The sequence below is a fragment of the Nonomuraea sp. NPDC049269 genome (genome assembly GCF_043197155.1).
In the GTDB taxonomy this organism is placed as follows: domain Bacteria; phylum Actinomycetota; class Actinomycetes; order Streptosporangiales; family Streptosporangiaceae; genus Nonomuraea.
This window is the reverse complement of record NZ_JBICSO010000006.1, coordinates 424,823-444,614: the sequence shown is the minus strand read 5'-3', so window position 1 is coordinate 444,614 and position 19,792 is coordinate 424,823. Positions and strand designations below refer to the sequence as shown.

8 protein-coding genes are annotated in these 19,792 nt (G+C 58.2%); 2 read left to right on the top strand and 6 right to left on the bottom strand.

Going from position 1 to position 19,792, the window contains the following annotated elements; all coding sequences use genetic code 11:
- Positions 1–9: 9 nt before the first annotated feature.
- Complete coding sequence (locus ACGFNP_RS33925) at positions 10–426, bottom strand: hypothetical protein (RefSeq protein WP_393325600.1); 417 nt, start codon at positions 424–426, stop codon at positions 10–12.
- A 693-nt stretch (positions 427–1,119) separates the two neighbouring features.
- Between ACGFNP_RS33925 and ACGFNP_RS33920 the strand changes: the two genes are divergently transcribed.
- Entirely contained in the window at positions 1,120–5,262 is a 4,143-nt protein-coding gene (locus ACGFNP_RS33920; protein WP_393325598.1) for a DUF3883 domain-containing protein, read from the top strand.
- 479 nt (positions 5,263–5,741) lie between these two features.
- Here the strand turns inward: ACGFNP_RS33920 and ACGFNP_RS33915 are convergent, their stop codons facing one another.
- Positions 5,742–7,844, bottom strand: a complete 2,103-nt coding sequence (locus ACGFNP_RS33915) for a restriction endonuclease (protein ID WP_393325596.1) — start codon at positions 7,842–7,844, stop codon at positions 5,742–5,744.
- A gap of 144 nt (positions 7,845–7,988) precedes the next feature.
- Between ACGFNP_RS33915 and ACGFNP_RS33910 the strand changes: the two genes are divergently transcribed.
- A complete protein-coding gene (locus tag ACGFNP_RS33910; RefSeq protein ID WP_393325594.1) occupies positions 7,989–8,936 on the top strand; it encodes a hypothetical protein in 948 nt (315 codons plus the stop codon).
- A 779-nt stretch (positions 8,937–9,715) separates the two neighbouring features.
- On the opposite strand, the gene ACGFNP_RS33905 is transcribed toward ACGFNP_RS33910, so the two are convergent.
- The 4 genes from ACGFNP_RS33905 to ACGFNP_RS33890 all read right to left on the bottom strand — a co-directional run bounded on the left by ACGFNP_RS33905 (position 9,716) and on the right by ACGFNP_RS33890 (position 19,783).
- Positions 9,716–12,664: a DUF499 domain-containing protein gene (locus ACGFNP_RS33905; RefSeq protein ID WP_393325592.1), complete on the bottom strand. Its 2,949-nt coding sequence runs from the start codon at positions 12,662–12,664 to the stop codon at positions 9,716–9,718.
- A gap of 14 nt (positions 12,665–12,678) precedes the next feature.
- Positions 12,679–15,438, bottom strand: coding sequence for a hypothetical protein (locus ACGFNP_RS33900; RefSeq protein WP_393325590.1), 2,760 nt, complete (start codon positions 15,436–15,438; stop codon positions 12,679–12,681).
- Entirely contained in the window at positions 15,435–18,656 is a 3,222-nt protein-coding gene (locus tag ACGFNP_RS33895; protein WP_393325588.1) for a helicase-related protein, read from the bottom strand. The genes ACGFNP_RS33900 and ACGFNP_RS33895 overlap by 4 nt, the downstream gene beginning before the upstream one ends.
- A 653-nt stretch (positions 18,657–19,309) precedes the next feature.
- The gene (locus ACGFNP_RS33890; RefSeq protein WP_393325586.1) at positions 19,310–19,783 is read right to left on the bottom strand and encodes an NUDIX domain-containing protein; all 474 of its coding nucleotides are present in this window, start codon (positions 19,781–19,783) and stop codon (positions 19,310–19,312) included.
- Positions 19,784–19,792: the final 9 nt, after the last annotated feature.

Here is a 19,792-nt window from a genome sequence, read left to right as displayed (position 1 = left end):
CCGTGACGCTTACCGCTCGGTGATGTGCTGGTCGCGACCCGCCTGGTAGATCCGGCCTTGATCGCTGGCCGTCGCGCTCATAGTGATTGAGCCGATCCGCGCCCGCTCGTCAGCGGGCAATGCGGGAGTGAGGTCCTCATCCAAGACCCGCCGTAGCTCTTCGGCCAGCGCGGGTTCCGCTCGCACCAGCTGAGCCAGCCGAACCTGCCAGGATCCGGCCAACGCCTGCTCGGTGTCGGAGTCGCCATCGCGGCGAGCAGTCAGTACCAGAGCCCGGACTTCGGCCAACTCGTTCTCGACAGCGTCGGCCTGCTCGGGACGCACCCGCTGCCACAGTGCGACTGCCGCCCGACGGGCCTGTTGCCACGTATCGGTAGCCATCGCAGTCACCAGCGCCGTTCCCGCAGCTAGCACGATCGGATCCACGGCCCACCCCTTACGCGACGTTTGTCGGCCTCTCATCACCGTAAAGCGTGACGCCAGGCTCTGCTGCGTGAAGTGCAGACCTCGCGCCGCATCCGCCGACCTCGTTATGGGGCTGCTGGCGTTGGCGCAGATCAGACAGAAAGTCGTGGGACTGCATGTGTCACGATCAGCATTGGTGGTCACCGTGCACGAAGCAGTGCGTCTCTGGCGTCCATTGCTGCCACCGGTGCCGTGTTCAATGCCGTGGGTATCTTCCAGCATCGCCATTCTGCGGCTGACCTCGGGAAATGCAATCAAGATCATCCCCCGCATGTCCCCCGATCAAGGTCCTACGGCTGCATTCGGGTGCTGTCGGCGACCTATCAAGGGTCTGGCAAGCAAAAGACCTGCGGTGGAGAAACCGCAGGTCAGCGTACGAAAGGCCCGGTAGTGAAGAGTGCCCCCGGCAGGATTCGAACCTGCGGCACCCGCTTTAGGAGAGCGGGGGCGATTGGCCGCGGCTATGTGTGCTGAGCTGGAAAAACGCAGTATTACGCCTCGGTCTACTCATGATCATCCCCGGTATCTCCCCGAGCTGTTGATCTGAACCTTGGTCGCGTCTCATGCCTCCGCCAAGTCCTCTGCTATGGCGCACACGTTGCGGCGACGGGACTACGCTCACAACATCATCAACCTCGTGCCTGGAGCGGTTTGATGGCTGATCTATCCCCTATCCTCGCCGCACCTGCGGACCTCGACTTCCAGTTCCACGTCGGTGCGAGCCTGCTCACCGAGTTCGCGCGCAGCCATACCCCGGCGGACGTTCTGCGGGAGCTGGTGCAGAACGAGTACGACGCAGGAGGAACCGAACTGTCCATCGAGTTCGGCTCGGATGCTGTCATCATCCGTGGCAGCGGAAAGACCATCGACCGTGCGGGGTGGAAACGGCTGAGCGTAATGCTCGGCCACGGTCTGATACCGGGTGCAGGTGACCGCGTCGAGCCGAAGACCAACGGTATCGGGTCGAAGAACTTCGGTCTCCGATCTCTGTTCTTGTTCGGGGACCGTATCGACATCATGTCTGGGGGATGGCGCACGATCCTTGACCGCTCAAAGGGGGCGCTGGCCGCACCGCTGGTCCATCCGGGATCGCAGGCCCAGCCAGGTGTGACGCTTATGGTCCCGTACCGTCAGGCTGACGACGGGCCGCTGCGGGCCTTTGACGAGCATCGTGAGGCCGAGGCGCTGAAGACCATTGCTGGCGAGCTCGCGCCTACGCTCATCAAGCTGGCGCATCCCGGGCGGGGAAAGAACCTGCAGGCCGTGGTGCTTCGCTCCGCACGTCTTGGACACGAGTTGCGGTGGCGGCAGTCTGCCCGCGCCGAGGCGTCCGGCCCGAATCTGATAAGGCGGACTGCCCGCCTGCAGGAGCGTGGCCCTTCGCTGGGCCACTCGCTCGGACCGATCACTGAGCTGGAGTATCAGCATGTCCTGATGCCGCCAGCCGGGCTCCACAGGCCGAATGTGCCCGGCTATTTCCGGGTCCCTGGAGGCCGAGTCCGGTTAGGCGTCTCAGTCCGGACTTGGCGCGGTCGCTTGGACCTGCATACGCCCGGGATTTTCTACTACCCGATCGGTGCCACGCGGTCGCGGACCGGATTCGCATTCAGCATCAGCGCCCCGTTCGAGATGACCGAGGACCGCAGCCAGCTTGTCGATCCGCAGAACAGCGAGTGGAACGCCTGGCTTCTCCAGCAATCCGCCGCGTTCGCCGTTCGGCTGCTTCCCGAACGCCTGTTCGCCGAATTCGGCGCCCAGGCTTTCCTCGCCTTCGACCCGGAGTCTGCCGACTCGTCCACAGCGTCTCTCCTGAGCGAGGAGATTGACCGGCTGCTTCGCAGCGAACCGTGCTGGCCGACTCAGGCGACAGGCCGCGCAAAGCGATCAGTGTGCTCCACGGTCGGGTCGTTGGCGATCCCGATCAGCCCCGCGCTCGGGACCTTCGCTGCCGACGCCTTGCACGCGAAGGACCTCCTGCACTCCAGCTTCGCCTCGCGGCCAGACACCCGGGCGATGGCGATCAAACTGGGAGGCAAGGCGTTCAACGTCAACACGCTGATCCGCCTGCGCTGCGCCGGCGCGGGTGCGACGGGACTGGCGACCAAGGTCGATACAGCTACCGAGGTGTCACGCCATTACCCGGGCTTCCCCGAAACGCTGCGCAGCTTGTCGCTCCAGCAGAAGTTCGCGGCCGCCCTAGATGCGTGCAGGACCGAACTCAACGCCGGCCATAGGAAAGACCTGTCCACGTCGCCCACAACGCTGACCGGCGCGAACACGCTCGGTGCGCCGAACGAGCTTTGGCTGGTTCACGAGGCGGTTGTCGACGTGATTCCCCAGGACCAGACCCTGCATCCTGACTTGGTCGACTCTACTGTCCTCGCCAAACTGTGCAGATCATTCAATTTCTCGGAATGGGTGATCGAGGCGGCGAGACGTATCGAGGATGGGACCGCCTCCGAGCAGGAGCGTGATGCTCTCGGACGCTATATCCGTGACCGACCGACTCTGACGCGGAAGGCATGGGCTGCCGTCCGCCGCTCCCCAGTGCTCCAAGAGGAACGCGGAGAGTGGGTCGCTCCGGTGGACATGGTGAGCCGATCGGCGAGCGGAGCATCACTGTTAGCGCCGGCACTGCACCTACCCACCAGCGCTGACGAGGCGAACGTGTCACTCAAGCAACTGCGGTTTCGGCGCACAGTTCTCGGCAGCGACCTTGTGGCGCTGGCGCGGTTGGTGGAGCAGGGCTTTGTGCCTCCGGCGGTCATGCGACAGGCTGCGACGCGGCTGCGAAGACTGCTTACCCCCTCCGTGCTCGGCCAGCTGAAAACGATCAAATTCCTCGAGACCGGACCGGGCGCGGTCTCGGCTCCTTGCGACACCTACATACGGTCCGAGCAGCTGGTCGCCGTGCTGGGGGAGGACGCCCCGTACACCGTGGGCATGTCATCGGCCATGCTGCGGCAGCTGGGATGCCGTACCGAACCGCGAGCAAATGACATCCTCGCAACGCTCACGAAACTACGCGAGGCCGGTGGCCGCGTGAACAGGTCCGATCTTGTCTACCAGGCGCTGGTGTCGGCGTTGCGCCGGGAAAAGCGACTGCCCGGGGAACTGCGCAATCGACCGGTCATCTGGACGGACAGCAGATGGGAGGCAGCAGGCGACTGCCTCATCGGCAGGGACAACCGCAGTAGGTTTCTCGACGCCGTCACGGTGCTTCCGGAGAGGCTGCACGATGCTTGGGCCTTCCTGGGTGCTCCCCGGCGCCCTACCGACGCGCATTGGCGGCGTCTGTTCGAGCGCATCGGCGAACGCTACCGGGCGCAGCAGCCGATCCCCAAGCGTGTGGCCGAAACGTTGCGGCGGGCCTACCGCGACCTCGACAAGTCTCCAGAAGGGTTGCACCCTGGCACACCCTGTCTCCTGGACGACCAGGGCGGCCTGCACTCTGTAGAAGAGGCGCTTGCGGGAAGCTTCCTCATCAACGACGACCCGGCGCTGGCATCCGCAGCGCTGGCCGCGCGCGTGCCCGTTTCCTTCGCCGAGAGTTCCGACGGCGCGATCGGGTTCCTCAAAGCTGCTGGAGCCAAACCACTGTCGGGAGCAGCGGTCCTCGCGAGTGTCGAGTACGGGCCCGAAGCCGAGCAGGATCAGACAGGGCGAACAGGCAGCATGCTCACCCGGCTCCGCGACCCGAATTTCGCGTCCGCGGTTGCCGCCCTCGCCTCTACAGTTTCGGGGCCAGACCAATCACGTACCGCTGCCGGCCTCACGGCCCAGCTCGCTCAGATCACGCATATCACCGTCGTCAACGGGATACAGCGCAGGTACCGCATCGGCGGACATGACGTCACCGTGGACGCGGACTACGACGTACGCGACGATCGGATCATCCTCGCCCGGGTTGTTGGCGCTCATGAGCTGCGCCGTTCGGTGGCCAGTGCGGTCGCGGTCTTGGCTGACCCAGGGCCGCGCGGCGAACAGGTCCTCGGCGACCCCATCTACTTCTTGCTGCGCTGCCGATCTGCGCTGGAAATCCAGCGCGAGCTGAAGCGCCGCAAGATCCCTTGGCAGCCCAGGCTGGTACCGGACACCGAACACATGGAGGACGCTGACGACGAGGGCATGGCATCGCTCGCAGACGCCATCAGCCAGCATGTCATCCAGGAGGCCATGTCGCCGCCGCCGCCTGAAACCAGCGGTACGCGACAGTTGCCGGCACCAAGGCCGACCCGCGCCCCGCGGCCTTCACTGTCTGACCTAAGCCGTGTCCAGCCCTGGGAGGCAGCGGGAACAGGCACGCCACTGCGCCGACAGGCGGCCTCAGGTAGGGGTGTTTCCAGCAATTGGTCGCCACGCAGCTATCAGGAATCTGAGGATGACCGGGAGGTGGGCCGACGGGGAGAGGAAATTGTCCTCTGCATCGAGCGAGAGCGAGTCAGGCAACTTGGCTATGCCCCAGATCGTGTCAAGTGGATCGCGGACTCCGTTTCCGGCGCTGACCATGACATCGTCTCAGTGGACGACGATGGCGCCGACTTGTGGGTCGAGGTCAAGTCCACGACAGGCCGGCAGGGCAAGTTCAGCTGGCCCGCCTCGGAGTTCCGGCTCGCGGTACGCGCCCGCCGACGCTATGTCCTCTACCGGGTTTACGAGGCTCATACGACAGCGCCGTCATGGTGCCGCATCCGTGATCCAATCGGTTCCTTCGACGCCGGTGACCTGCGCCTCGACCTCAACAGCCTCACCGGAGACGTTGGACCTCTGCGAGAGTCCTCCAATCCGGACACCTAGTTGATCTGCGGTGCAGGGTCACTGCGGCCGTGCTCGATTGCTGCTTCGAATACGTCCGTGCCACCGGCGGTCTCGATGGCACGCTCCAGGTTGACTGGTCCAGGGTCATCGCGTTGGTTCTCATCTACGTGTCACTTGACAGGTTTCAGGCAGAGACTCACGCGATGGCCCGCCCGTCGTTGAAGGCGACGCGCCGTCCAGGGCCGGTTCTACACCAACCGACCGGGATGTAACCGATCGAACTGCGGCAGCCGCTGTTGGAGAGCGGAGGTTAATCCGTCCCTTCAGGCAGCTTGAGCTGGGCAGATAGCCGACTCGGCGCATTTGCCGAGCAAGATTAGCCCGCGTACCCAAGCGACGGGTGCAGTCTAGAGGATCGGTTGCCTACCGGCTTTCCGTATGGGTCCACCAAGCGAGTTCACATTGCCTGACCTCTTCCCCCATCCAGGTTACTAGCTAGATTAATAAACGAGGCATCATCAAAAATCCAGGCCATACCATCGGGCGCGCTGCTGTAGTTCACGTATGGACTGATCGATAAACTCATGGTCATTGCTATGAAAAGCTATATAGTCTAGCTCGCTACGGATCAGCTGGTCCGCGTGCGGAATGACCTCTCTCTGCACGTCACTGGTTCTCAACTCGACGCTCACACTTTCATAGGCATCGAGATCGCCGAGATTTCTGATTCCGCGAACACCAAGCCGTAGAAGTGAATCAACAGACGATCGAACACGATCTGGTTCATTGGCTGGCATGGAGGACAGCCAGCCAGCGAGGCTGAAGAAATCACACGATGGAGCACGGGGTGTATTCTGAATATCCCCAATGAGTCCTTCAACGTCCTCTAGAATCCAATTATTGCTTGCCGCAGTTCCGAAGATGCACAGGACACGCACAGCGTGCAGAAGCGCTCTGACCCGGCCAGCGTCGTCGGCGATACCCAGTTCATAAGACGTAAGTCTTCGCACAATGCGCTCAAGCTCATCTTGAGAATCTTTTAGGACTTCCATCAGAAGCGGGCGGCATTCTTGACTCGACCCTCCTGGTTCAGGCGGAAGAAGACCAGAGTGCGTTCCAAGAAACACAAGCTGCTCAAGTCGAGCTACCTTGCCAAGCCATTCGCGAGTTATGTTCGACTCATCAAACAACGTTAATAGAAAGTCACGACAGCTTGGATTGGAAAGAACAATGGATTGCTTGATGCCGATGCCAAGCACTCTTACCCAAGTTGGCTCTAGCGCGCGAAGAGCTGAGACCCAGATGTGAGCTGAAGACGGCCGAACATATGTCTTAACTGCTTCGAGCGGCCAAGGGCGCGGCGGCAAGGTCGCCAAGTGCAGCAAAATGTCAACGGCTATGCCGCGGTGCCAAATCAATTCAAAGCTAGCTGCCCAAAGATCATCTGGATTGTCTAAGGCCCATTGGAGCCTCCTGAATACCTCCTCGGCGTCGACATTAGCAAGTGGTCGTTCAATAGCATAACGTATGAGGCGAGGGCTAAAAGCGGAATGCTCAAGGACGCTCAGGAGCCTGTTGTCGAGCCTTAGTCTACTCTGCTCCTCCCGTGGGAGGTCTGAATAGTCTACGTGATTATATAGGATGTTTTTCCGGAGTGTTGTATCGGCAGGCGCTAGTGCAAGCGTATGTCGAGCAGATTGCTTTGATACACGCCTTAAGCGATCGTCCGAGCTCGATATCGCTCTACTAAGCTCATAGTCTCGCGTGGTCATAATCAGACGCTTGCGAGGTCGCCTAGCCTCCACAAAGGCGACGAATTGTGCTAGGCGGGATGACTCATTCTTGCGGAGATCAAGCGCGCCTTGACCAAGAAAATCATCGTAGTAAAAAAGCTGACGGGAGTCGTCGTCGCGAATCGATGCCCACGCCTCCTCTATATCATCGGAGACGTGAATAATTTGCCAATTATCAGCCAAACTAGATAGTACGATCGCGTCGGCTATTGACGTCTTGCCCGATCCGGGCGGGCCGCAAACAATACACACTCCTCTATCGCTAAGAAGGTTCTGGACCTCGAAAAAACTGGGGGTTTGTACCCAGACGCGAGCTCGCTGGGCGAGGTCCTGGAGGAGCGCCTCACTTCTTTGCCATATCCCAGCCTCGATCACCGTTTGCAGAACCCCGACTGATGTCAGCCATAGCTTGAAGTGTCGCCGCTCAACATGCTGAACCCGTCCAAGCGCAGCATTAAGGCTTTCGCGTCCCCAAATATCATCACGCTTGATATTTACACTTTGCAGAGCTTCAAATATTTTATCTTGCAGCTGGGGTGACATCCGGCGCGCCACAACCAATATGTAGCGTACCTGTCCAAGAGCAATCGCCTTTCCTGCCTCTTGCTGAAGGGCGTTAATGAACGTGCTATCGGATGAGTCGATGTAGCGTTTACACTGAACAACAATCGTTTCACCGGTTAACGGATCTTCGCCGCGAAGATCGATACCTTGATCGGGACCGGCCCGGTAGCTATGTAGTCTCAGGCCAAGATCTTCATTGAGTACATCCCTTACGAGATCCTCAAAATCAAGAGGCGACAAGGTCGAAAAGTCATAGGCTGGCATGCGATGTCTGCCCTTCACTCACAGTAGCGAGACTTGCTTGCAACTCGGGTTCTGTTGGCAACCCACTTCCAGGACGTTGGATCCACATGTCTCAGATGGCGCGGGATACATGATAATGGTATCTCTATGCCCTAGGGAGGCTCCATGCATCGAATCACTCACATGACGTACGCTATGGTCGCCCATCACGCTGCCCCTGGTTACCCACGCCTTCGTGGGTCTGATGCGGGCGTCAATGCCTTCCTCGGCGGACATGCGCAGGCACTCCAGGATCTCACTGCTAGACGACAGTTCCCCCCGGGTAGGTTCACCGACCATGAGACCAGGGCGTTGTTCCATAACATCTACGCAGGGACGGATACGCAGTTTCTTGATGCCGCGGACGTGCTGACGAAGCGGCTGATCAGTCGTATGGACCGGCGCACCACGCCCGGCTTGCTCGTAGCGATACGGGCCAACTATGGAGACACTGAGCGAGTGGCGGGGGTACTGAAGTTTGAAGTGGTTGCAGAGCATGCCGCCGTCCTACGTGAGTTGGAGTCAGGTGCGCTAGAACTTTCAGCTGCGCGGAACATGCTGGATGCGCCCGGAGATCTCCAAAAAGGAGCCCTAATCGCTTCTTGGCTGGCGGACGACAGAGCCATGATTGGTGAGCGCCTGACTCAAGGATCCGCGTACTTTCCGGGTGCTCTAGGTATCCAAATCTACCAATCCCCCTTGCATACTATGTCGAACTTCATCGACGTCATTGCTGAGGTCGCTCCCGAGATCGTCGACCGGGTGATCGAAGCGTTGCCGACGGTTCCTTCAGGAGAACCAGCAGAGGTGCTCGGCCATCTAGAGAACAAGGTAGATGAACTGGATGAAGTCCTACAGATAGAGATCACGCATCGGCTTGAGAATCTGCCAAGACCTGTGGGGCGTATTGAAACTGGGCAGCGCTTGAGCCGCGTTATCGAGGCCGGTCCGATCCGAATATCAGGGCCAGTTTCTGAGATGCTGGCGAAAGTAGATGTTCGTGAGGCTCTCGATGAGGGCTGGCGCGTGGTGATCAGGGCCGATGCGGAGCCTAGAATCGTTCATCGCCGATGACTCCAGCAGATGTGCGAATCACTGTAAAGGTCTGTTTACCCGTGTAGTGGGTTAGGTCTCGTCCGCAGGAGGTGAGTGATGAATCATGTTTACCGTACATGAATAGGGCCATCACAACGAGGTGGGCTGGGAGGATACAACAGTCGTCAGATCCCGATGGAGGGCGCCATGGTGACGCCTTGTGCCTGTCATTGTTGGGCATTGCCGCGATCCGGGTCGTCGGCTGCGGATCATCACCACCACCACTACGGGGCGGCATCTGGTCACCACGCTGATCAACGACCGTCAGCCGGCCGGCGAACTGATCAGGCTGCATCACGATCGCTGGGGGCCGCTTGGAGGGGGAATCCATCATGGCGGGTGGCCAGGTACTACGGGCCACGCAGCCCGTCCGGACTCGCCCAGGAGGTCTCGCCGTGCTGGTCTCCTGTGAAGTCCTGCGCCTGGCCATGGCTTACGCTAACGGCATTTGGCCGCGGATCCACCCCCGACCGGCCAGCTTCGTCATCGTCCTACACACTGCCCGTGACCAGGCCATGCAAAGCAGCGGCATCATCCCCTGGCCTAGCGACCTCATTAGCACTATCGGCCGAGAGGTCATGGCCGCCCTGCTGCCAGAACGCCGCGTCCAAATTCGGCGCTCCGGCGACGCCAATCGCGCTATCTCCAGGTAGACGCCAAAGACGATGTTGCGCGGGCCAGTTGAAGGTCACCTTAGATATCCCGGTTGAGCCGCGTCTGGGACATCCGGCCTAGGATTCAATCACACGGCATTGCTGCTAGAAGTCCTCGTCGATCTCGGTCCAAGATGCAGAAGCATCAACAGCCTTCTGATGAAAACTGTCAAGACCGCCCGTAGCAGCATTTATGTCGATAGATGCACTAATTACTTGGACGTCGACTCCGCTGGCCGGATCCAGCACGTCAGCGAGTTCAGTGAACAGCTTCCACATAAGTTCACGCATATCAGGGTCCACGATGCTTCGGTTACTAACGGTCACCCGATGTATCCGATAGGCAACACTAGTGGCTTCGTCGCGTGGTGGCATTGGGTCACTGGGGCCTGGTCTATGGTCTACGGGCCGCCCGTGGCCACCGGATGACGATTCCTTTGTAGAGCTCGCAGACTCGTCATCCGTCTCGTCTGCCTTGGAGCGCCCGAGTTGATCGAAAGGTGCGGAAACAACCCTTAGGATCTGGTCAGAACTTCCGATGAGCAGCAACTCAGGTGAAGCCACTTCGATCGGCAGCCCGGCATGGGTAACGAGTGCCCAGGCTATGCCGTCCGAGTCAGGTCGAAGGGCGTCGAAAATTGCTCGACGAGCCTCGTTCATGCTTGGAACCATTGGGAAGGAGGGATCGCGCCAGAACTTGTCGATCACTTCGACGAGGGTATAACTTCGCTCGGATAAGTCGAGCAATTGATGCAAATAGGAGCCGGATAGCTGGCCTGACGTGACTGCGTCTCCCTTTCGGACGAGTTCACCCCATACATCATTTCCAGACAAGGAGCTCTTCGCATCGCTCTCAAAGCGAGCGAACGCTACGTGGAGCCCATCCTGGTCGCGAACGAGATAGGCGAAATGCTGAAATGCCCTCCGTACGTCGGTGTCGAGCTCCTTTAGCGCCTTAGTATACTCGTCCTCGACGTTCAGATAGAGATCACTGTCGGGGTCTACATCGTTGGCCGCCAGCCGCCACGCTACAGCATGGCGGGCACGTTTAACTAGCGTATCGCGGCGTTGCGTATTTACACATGCGAGTACGCAGGAAGCTGCAAAATCCACGCTCAGATGATTCTGGCCGAGGCCTAGCACGGCGTTGATATCGGCCCGTGTCTCTGAATCTTTGCCATTAAGCAGCATCCACCGACGGGGATCCAGGATCACCAATCGATTGCTACGTCTCTGATCGACGTTCTCGAATAGGTCGCGGAGAGTATCAGGCTCCTCATCTGCGGGAACGCTTATGTACTGAATATCATCAAATCCTGACCCAGGCGTAGCATTCTTCCGGGCGCGCTCCCAGATGAGCTCCCAAGAAGAGACTGGAGTTGTGCGCCCGAGCGCGGACCTATGGAACATTCGCAACGTTTTGGTCGTGGAGAATTGATACCTGGTGGGGCTCGTGCCTCCGGTGCCCGGTATGATGTCGAAGGCGCCAAGCCCTTCCTCTGGGTCAGCTAGCGCATTGAAAATCTCCTCGCCATCGGCGAACGCGAACTCAATATTAGGGACGAAGACGCTCGCCAGCAGCTCAGGTTTGGTCGCACCGCGCTTACCCTGCGCCCTGGCCGCGACAGAATAGAGCCAAAGTGCTGTCGCCATTCTTACCGCCGGCAGTGGTTGTGCGCTAGACCATGGACGCCCGTTCGAGATCTCCTGATCAATCAGAAGCGAGCGCCCTTGACGCCTATCTGAGGAGATAACGTCAGTCTGCGCAACCTGTCGAAGCGCGACAATGGTTCTGTCATTTCCGTGGAGTACTCCCGAGCTGAGGACGTTGTCGGCAGTGAGGTGAAGAGGTATGTCTCCCACGCCGATCAGCGCAGGAACCCATGCCTGAGCTGCGTGTTGGCTGACCCACCAATAGGCGGTGGCGGAAAAGACTTCGACCGTCGATCGGACTTGCTGAAATCCGGCGTGTTGAGTCCAATCGTTCTCAACCAGATCAAGCAGGTCTGGATGGAAGGGATAGCTCTGCGCGAGTCGGTCAGCGAAACCACCCAGCTGTCGCGGTCCAGGCAAACGCGAAAACACTTGGTCGTTCCACGATTCGGCGGAGAGTGATCGCCAAACTTGTGCTAGGTCCTCAACAGGCAGTGGTCTGTCAGATTGACGGAAAATACGCCGCCTGATTATAGCTCCGAAGTCTTGAGGCTCGTTAACCGCGATATCGACTCCGTTGCGCTCTAGGCGCCGGGACAGATAACTTCTGAAGTCCGCGGCCGCTCCTTCGTAGCCCTGTTCGTCTAGATCAGATCTAATCATTACGATGACCATCGCTACATGAGGTAAGTCATCGACAGCGTCGCAGAGCGCATTGAGGAAGGCCTGCTCGCCAGGCATGTCCGCAACATGTTCGCGATCAGCGAGGGCAAGGGCGTAGTCCATAATCTCGTCAAGCAAGATAAGAACCGGTTGGCTGGCTGCGCTTAACGCATCCTTTAGCGCCGCCTTATCTATACCTTTAGAGACATGCTCATCATAAGCCGACCGGTCGCCATCAAAGAGGCTCCACAGGAAGCGTTCGTGAAGGTTGGTCGCAGGTCCGAACTCTGGACGTGCGACACCGGGGGAGAAGTGATCTGCGCACAGTACGATTGTTCTAACCTGCGGAATTACTACTGTCTCGTTGCTGCGAGACTCGGCCTCGCGCTTTACCGCGATTCCAACATCCGTTGCGAAGAAGGCCTCGGTATTTGTAGCCATGTGCCAACAGCCCACAAGGGCGTGGCTCTTGCCGCCGCCCATCCCCTGATCGAGCTGGTATAGAGCCTTGATGTCGGCCGGCGTCGCGAGACGCCTTGCGATGTCGGCGAGGAAGCCGACGAGGCGAGGCGTGGGCTCTGTGATATCGCACCAGTATGTAGCGTCCCTATAAGGAACCTCATACGTTTGATATACGGCTGCGTAGAGGGACATCTGGAGTCCCTCTGCGTGCCCCTGACGCTCGATAACCTCTGAGCGAAGGTCAAGGATGTCCGCCCAATGCGGGATGGTCGTCATCCACTTGCTCCCTACTACTCATCGAACGGCAGTTCAAGCACCGACTGGCTTGGGTGTCGTCTCTTTAGGCCGCTTCTGGCCATAGCGACAATGGGACGCCGATTGCGTTGGCATGCAGTAAGCGCCTTAGCGATCTTATCCGAATCAGGCAGCTGTTGAACAAGATCGGAGATAGTGGCCCAAATGTGAGCATCGTCCGGATCTCTTACGGCGTCGGCTAGAACGGTGGCCGCCTCCTCGGTGCCACCCGTCGGCCAAGCAGCTGCGAGGGCGCGAACTATGTGGATGACGCTAGACCGTTCTGTGATAGATGGCGGCGCGTCGAGGGTAATCACGTAACCACTCTTAGTTTCCACAAGAAGGTGCCCGCGTAGATCGGCAAGGCTGAGCTCGCTAGCTTGGGAATGAAAGACTGCCTCACCCTTGTTTACCGGCGTCCGACCAAAGGCGCGAATCCAGAAAATAGCGAAACGGGTAAACTTGTCGAAGGTTTCGAGAGGAAGCTTCTCGATTTGAATCGCCATTGTGTCTTCAGCGGCCCTTCGGCCGATGCTAAGGAAGTGATTCAAATCTGGCTCGCTTCCGTCAGCACTAAGCACTCTTCTGTAGCGGCCAACTACCTCCATGGCGGGACCATATGACGCCATAAGCTGATCAGACACGGCGAGGTGATCATCGTCCCACTTAGGCTGGCGGTCACGTATTAGTTCTACGATCTCTCTTTCCACGTGATTCGCGAGTGCTGTAGGGCGTTCGGAAGGTGCAGGTCGGCATCCGATAGTTACAGTAACCTTAATTGAGGCCACTCCTGTTTCGCCAGACTCAGTCCTAGCCGGCCATGCAGAAGTGACTACAAAGCCAGCATCACGGACGGCTCCGAGCAGGCGGCGCCAAGCCGCTGGATCAGAATGGCCAAAGACTACAAGAAGCCTTCCCTCTGGTTTGAGCACGCGTCGCATCTCACCGAATGCAACTGAGAGTTCCTTTTCGTACCAGGCAGCATCTCTTGGATCGCTGTCTCCGCTCCTACGGCTTACTATGATTTCCTGATCCGTGTTCTGAAGATGATCTCTGTTCCCGAACAGCTCAGGTAGAATGTCAAACAAACACCGTTTAAGCCAGACATAGAACAGATCGCTCGCATCTGCGTACTCAATCATTGAGTAGTAGGGGGGGTCAGTGACAACGACATCCACAGTCGAATCCCGATAGGGAAGGGCTGTCGCGGATGAGATTCGGAACTTGCCGGCCTGCGCCAGAGCCGTAATACGTTCGAGGTGCGCCTCTAGCGGGCGCAGCATAGTTTCAGCTCTAGATGACCATGTGCCAGGGCCAGTCCCGACGCCCACTTCGAAGAAGTCAAGACCGTAGCCAATCGAGCTCTGGTTAACGAATATGTCGCCGACTTTATTGCGGTTTTGCTCAGATCCGTTGGTCTTTCCGACAGCTTGAAGTCGAACTCCTCGAGTGGCGGCTCGTAGACAGCGCACTAGATTAGCGCAAGCGTATGAGGTCAGTGCCTTAGCATATTCGGGTGACACATTCGGCAAGAGCTCAGCATGACACTCCCGAATCGCTCGGACTGTCTCGGCAAATAGTCGAGCTTGACGCCTATTCATCAAACTGCCGAAGTCGAGGAATCCATACCCAAGCGCACGAATAGTGTCATTGCTTCCAGAAGGGATGCGCTCATTGGGTACGGGCGTCAAATCACCGAACGATTCCAGGTCATCGAGAATACTAGGATCAGTGGCGGCCTCTATTTCTCGTTCATCGAGAGTGCGAAAAACCTTCCTTTCGATAGGCTTTTTGCGTCCAGGGACAAGTATCTGCACAATATCTGCGGTGGCTATCGGTGCGTCTTGATACTGCTTTGCGAATCCCTTCGACTTTACGGCATCCAAGCTGTGCACGTGGTGGCAGCCGGCGAACGGGCATCGGGCGGACTTTCCTCGTCTACCCGCTGATGCTGTAAAGGTGGGTTGATCCGTAGGGATCCCCTCGAACACCTCAACATGCCAGGTACCGGACTCGGTGTCTGCATGAATGCGAAGCGCTTGGCCGGGGTCATAGGTTCTCTTATATGGGTTCCGCAATACGAGAGATCCTATGAGTGGAAAACGTCGCTTACACGCGTCACACGGGATAGTTGTCGCCCACAGGGTTCCCCAGGGGTAGTTGCCCAGTTGATTTTTAGGGTAATAGCGAGACATTTTCTTTTCGACGCGTATGCCAACTTCGTGTAGGAGCGAACGAACGTCAACGAGCAGTCTCGCCTCTGGTGAAACGAATAGAGCTTCACTGCCTTGATCTGACGATATATGTTTGAATGGCAGAGAAGGCTCTCTATCCCAATTTTGGAGAGGCCAATCTGCAAGTAGACGGCTTGCCAATACTGCCACGGGGGAGAGATCTACGCCTACTGCGCGGAGACCGAGACGCGCTGCTTCAAGCGGAATGATGCCTCGTCCGGAGAAGCAATCCAGCACCACCGGTTTTTTGGAGTGGTTGTTAACGATCTGCTTCGAGAGATTCTCGATGACGTCTGTGTCGCCGGTGCGGACAGCTGTATTGACCGCCGTCCGCGACTCCGGACTGTCCTCAAGTAACGAGCAGAGTACTGCCGCTCGTGCTTGAGCAATAGGTCGTGATGCGAACCACGTGAAGATGGCTTTTTCATTCTGGCCAGATCCCTCAGGCGTACGACATGCATCGTCGACAGCCGCAACTGGGAACCAACGGTCGATCATTCGGCTTTCATCGATGTCTTTCATACATCTCCTTCGATAAAGCGGCGTAGTTCGGAAACTGGGATACGGAAACGCTGGATGCGGATGGGAGCATCTGATAGCGCGCCCGCCGGGTCTTGTAAGCGGACGGCGATCTGACCGCCGCTGACGCAGTTAATTACTATGTAGAGCCAGTAATCCGCGCCGCGTTGCATAGCTTGACCCCATTCATGTGATTCTAAGGTCACACTCGTGAGTGTATCTAGCTGACCTTTCACCTCCACGAGACGCTGTTCGCGTGTAACTCGATGGCGTGCGAAGAGGTCATAGCCTAGCCGTGCCGATTGCCGATCGTCCACTTCGAAGCCGGCCCGATCGAGCTCTGCAGCAACGCGAGCGATAGCGACTGCCTCACTATTTGGGTCATAACCCAAATCAGCTGTCTGCCCGCCGCCGGATACATGCAGCCATCCGACCAGGTGTGGTGCAGAGATGGTTACGCGTTCAGCCTCAGCTAGATCGCGAGCCCTTTGAGTTTTGTCCAGTTCGAAACGTTCCCGCGCTGCGCGTCGTTCTTCAAGAGGTAGATCCCGTATCTGGCGACTCCAGCGTGCGGCAACTTCGTCGAGATCGCTACGAGCTCTTGCAATCCACCGGCTTTGAATAGATTGCTCCTTACCCGCCTCTGCGTTGAGGTAAGCGCACGCCGCCTCCTCTGCGGACAGGCGCGCTGCTGGTGTCGGAGGGTGGGCGCTGTCTGTGGAGGTTCGTAAGTTAGCAATTGACTCCCACGCAATATGGAAGGCTGTCTTGGCGGAGTATCGAATCAGGAAGGGGAGAGAGCGACGGGTTCGAACGACACCGTCGGATCTCTCAATGTTTGCGTCGAAGATAAATAGCTCATAGTCAGTTAGGCTCGCTGGGTCATAAGCAGCTCCGCCTCGCCTGACCTCTGACTCGAACTTGTCGCAGGCATACCGGGTAAGTTGCCTAAATGGTTTTTCGCTCGGTCCGATCGTAACGATGCCTCGAATCTCAGCGCCATGTCGTCGAGCGTTTTCTGTTGCGTTGCCATCGACAGACACCAAGCATGTCATGCCCTCTCCTAGTGGCTCGGGGAGAAGGGTTTCTGAAGTGATGGTGACTATTTTGTCGGCGGGTCCCGGACTGACTGACCATCCTGAGGCATCCGCCAACGATCGTAGGAAGCCTTCGACCATTATGGGATTTACCGCCTCAAGGCGGTCCTGAGCAAATCGGGCTTGCGCTTCGTGTAGATCTGTCGGGCTTCGCAGCACGTCTTCGTCATTGGCAAGCTCCCGTGCTTTTGCTATAAGGACCTCGGTTGACGGAACTTGATCCATGACTAGCCTGGATTGGCCTGCCTGGGCATCGGCAAGCGCTGCGGTGAAGTTGAAGCCGGTGCGCTCAGCTGTGGCATCGAGTAGGTCAAAGATTCGCCCGTTGAGGGCTTTGGATGCTTCGCATAGATTGTTAAGAAGGACCTGCTGAACTCGTCCTTCTCTTGTTGCGGGTGCGACTAAGTGATATACGTCGACTGTGTTGGCCTGCCCTATTCGGTGGAGTCGGCCCATGCGTTGCTCGAGACGCACCAATGACCAAGGGATGTCCCAATCCACCATTACATGAGCGGACTGGAGGTCAATGCCTTCACCTCCGGCGTCTGTAGATATTAGCACTTGAAAGTCGCCCGCTATGAAACGCTGCTGTAAAATGTCGCGTTCTTCGTGAGTGCTCTGCCCGGATAGAAGGCCTGTAGAATAGCCAGTGTTGTCGAATAGTGTCCGTAGCCAGACCGCGGTATCGGTGAATTCTGTAAAGACGAGTAGCTGGCCACCTGCTGGCCCAGGCCGTAGGTTGTGGGTACTGCATATGTCAAGTATGTGTTGCCACTTTGCCGGTTCAGTAGCTGAGGCGAGCCATTGCTCTATCCGATTAAGCGTGTTCTCTACATCAGCCAATTCGGCTCGGCGATCTCGGCTTCGCTCGGATATAATCGACGTTTCCGCCTGATCCCATGCTTCATCATCCTCAACTGCAGCCCCGAAAAATGTCTCGCTTTCGAAGCCAGTTGGGGTTGGGGCAATAACCTGAGTGACCTGAGATTGGACTAGAGCAGTACGTCTGCGGGACAGAGTGGCTGCCGCAGCTGCTAACGATGATGCTGCGCGCTTCCCGTAAATCGATCGGGCGAGGATTGAGCGTTGATCATACCATGTGTCAACGTAAGTCATCACTGCGTCATAACAGTTGAGCTCTTCTCCTGTAAGGTCAACCTGTTTTGTTTCTGCCTGGCGGGGTTTGAATAGGAGCTCCCCATTAAGTCCGCGCAGATCTTCCTTCATTCGTCGTAGGAAATGAAGTCGGCCTGGCCGTGCAGGCGTCGTGACATCGGTTGCGCGTCTCGGTTTCGTGGGGAGGTGATAGTAACTGGGATCAAGTAGGTTCAGTAGGGATTGAAAATACCACTCTTTTCCGCGATGCGGAGTGGCTGTGAGGAGAAGGAGGTGATGGGTAACTTTGGAGATATGACGAGCGGCGCCAAGATATTGAGATGTAGGGGTAAGTCGGTGGGCCTCGTCGAAAACGACAAGAGACCACGAGGCTTCTGGGCCCGCCACTTTGCGAAGTACGTCGGTATTGTGGGTGAAAAGATCTACAGAGACCAGCCATACATCGACGTCTGGGCGAAGTGTACGGGGCTCGCGCGCTATAGCGCTAGTGATTCGCTCTGCGTCGATGCCAAAGTAACGACGTAGATCGTCTATCCATTTTGATACTAGATGGGCTGGTGGAATGATTAGAATTTTTCCAGGAACCACCCCCCGCCTTTTGCCTTCGGCAATGTACATTCCGGTCATTATTGTTTTACCCGTACCCGGCTCGTCAGCAAGGATGAAACGCAGACGGGGTTGAGGCAGCATGTGAACGAATACTGCTTCATCTTGGTGGGGGAAGGGATGAAGCGGCTTTGTTGCGATGGCCGCTGCACGAATACGCGGTGTTGCCCACTCCATCCATTTGCCCCAGAGATAGGCGATCGTGGCGACACTGGATCCGGTGCCATCATTTGCAGGTAGATGTCCAGCTTCAATCTCCGACGGAGTTAGGGTTGCTTTGCGTAGGTTCCCGGCCGCGTCCTCAACGATCAGATCCAGGTAGTCCCCCCGGTTGGCGATGATTGCGGCTATTGTCACGGACTCGTCGACCCATTTGAATCGATCGCCAACGCTGAGTTCCACTATGCCTGCCTACTAGGTGATTAAGTTGATCGATCTGGTGCTTCTGGCTTTTCCCTCACATCCCCCCGACGGTCCCATGTGTAGGCTCGGGGTTGGCGAGACAGAGTTAAGCGTAGCTTTGTTCACTTGATGTGTGTCAGTCAATCGTGCGGTTCCGGCGCTATTTGCTTCCCCATCGGCAGCTTTGATCTCAGGGCCCGAGGGGCGTCTTGGAGCCCAGGGGGACATGCGAGTGGTCACAACGTGATGGGGCTGGTGAGAGGAATGCGCGAGGGTGGCTGATGGACAGGCGGAGCCACCCTGCGAGTTCGATGGCAAGCCCCGACGAAGGAGGGGCGCGGCAGCCGATTGCCCCGGCCATGCACCACGATCAGCCGAAGTGGGCAATCGTCACGGCCTTAGCTGAGGGACTCCTCGCCCTCACGTGGCCTGTGTCGGGACTTCGTGCGCGGGGCGGCGTTGGCCGCGATCGGCCGAAGAGCCGCAGCGCGGCCAGCGACCGCCCGGCGGTCCGCCAGGGGCGGACCGCCCTTGAAAACCGTAGAGAAAAGTCTCATCCGGCTGTTCAATCATGCCTGTGAACTGCGGTTATGCTGTCTGATGGCCTACTGTTCCGCAGCAGTTGATGCTTGACACTGTTGGCTGCGATTGCTTCAGCCGATGTGCGGGCTCCCGCCTTGAAGGTAGTGGCTGATCCTCAGTCGCATCGACCGATGCATGCCGTAGTCCTCAAACTCGTCCCGCGGCACCCAGCGCACTTCCCTAGATTCAACACTCGGAGTCGGTCGGCCACTGACCGCGCGGGCGGTGAGGACGATGGAGAACTCCTGCCGGACCTCGTCGTTGCTGGTGTAGTGGATGACGTGGCGAGGATCGCTATAGGTGCCAACCAGCCCAGTGATCTCGCAAGTGATCCCAGTCTCTTCGAGAGTCTCCCGAATGGCCGCCTGGGGGATGGACTCGCCGAGGTCGATGGCTCCGCCGGGCACGGCCCAGTTGCCGTTGTCAGAGCGTCGGATCAGCAGCACCTCGCCGGCGTCGTTGGTGACCACGACGTTCACGGACGGGACGAGGCTGTTTGGGGCAGGCGCGTTCGGGTCGTCGAAGTAGTCGATCCGCTGGCTCACGTCGCAGGA

What these genes read in the sequence shown, in the direction of transcription:
- ACGFNP_RS33900 (WP_393325590.1), bottom strand. Translation starts at nt 15,438, where the DNA reads ATGAAAGACATCGATGAAAGCCGAATGATCGACCGTTGGTTCCCAGTT.
- ACGFNP_RS33910 (WP_393325594.1), top strand. Translation starts at nt 7,989, where the DNA reads ATGCATCGAATCACTCACATGACGTACGCTATGGTCGCCCATCACGCT.
- ACGFNP_RS33920 (WP_393325598.1), top strand. Translation starts at nt 1,120, where the DNA reads ATGGCTGATCTATCCCCTATCCTCGCCGCACCTGCGGACCTCGACTTC.
- ACGFNP_RS33915 (WP_393325596.1), bottom strand. Translation starts at nt 7,844, where the DNA reads ATGCCAGCCTATGACTTTTCGACCTTGTCGCCTCTTGATTTTGAGGAT.
- ACGFNP_RS33905 (WP_393325592.1), bottom strand. Translation starts at nt 12,664, where the DNA reads ATGACGACCATCCCGCATTGGGCGGACATCCTTGACCTTCGCTCAGAG.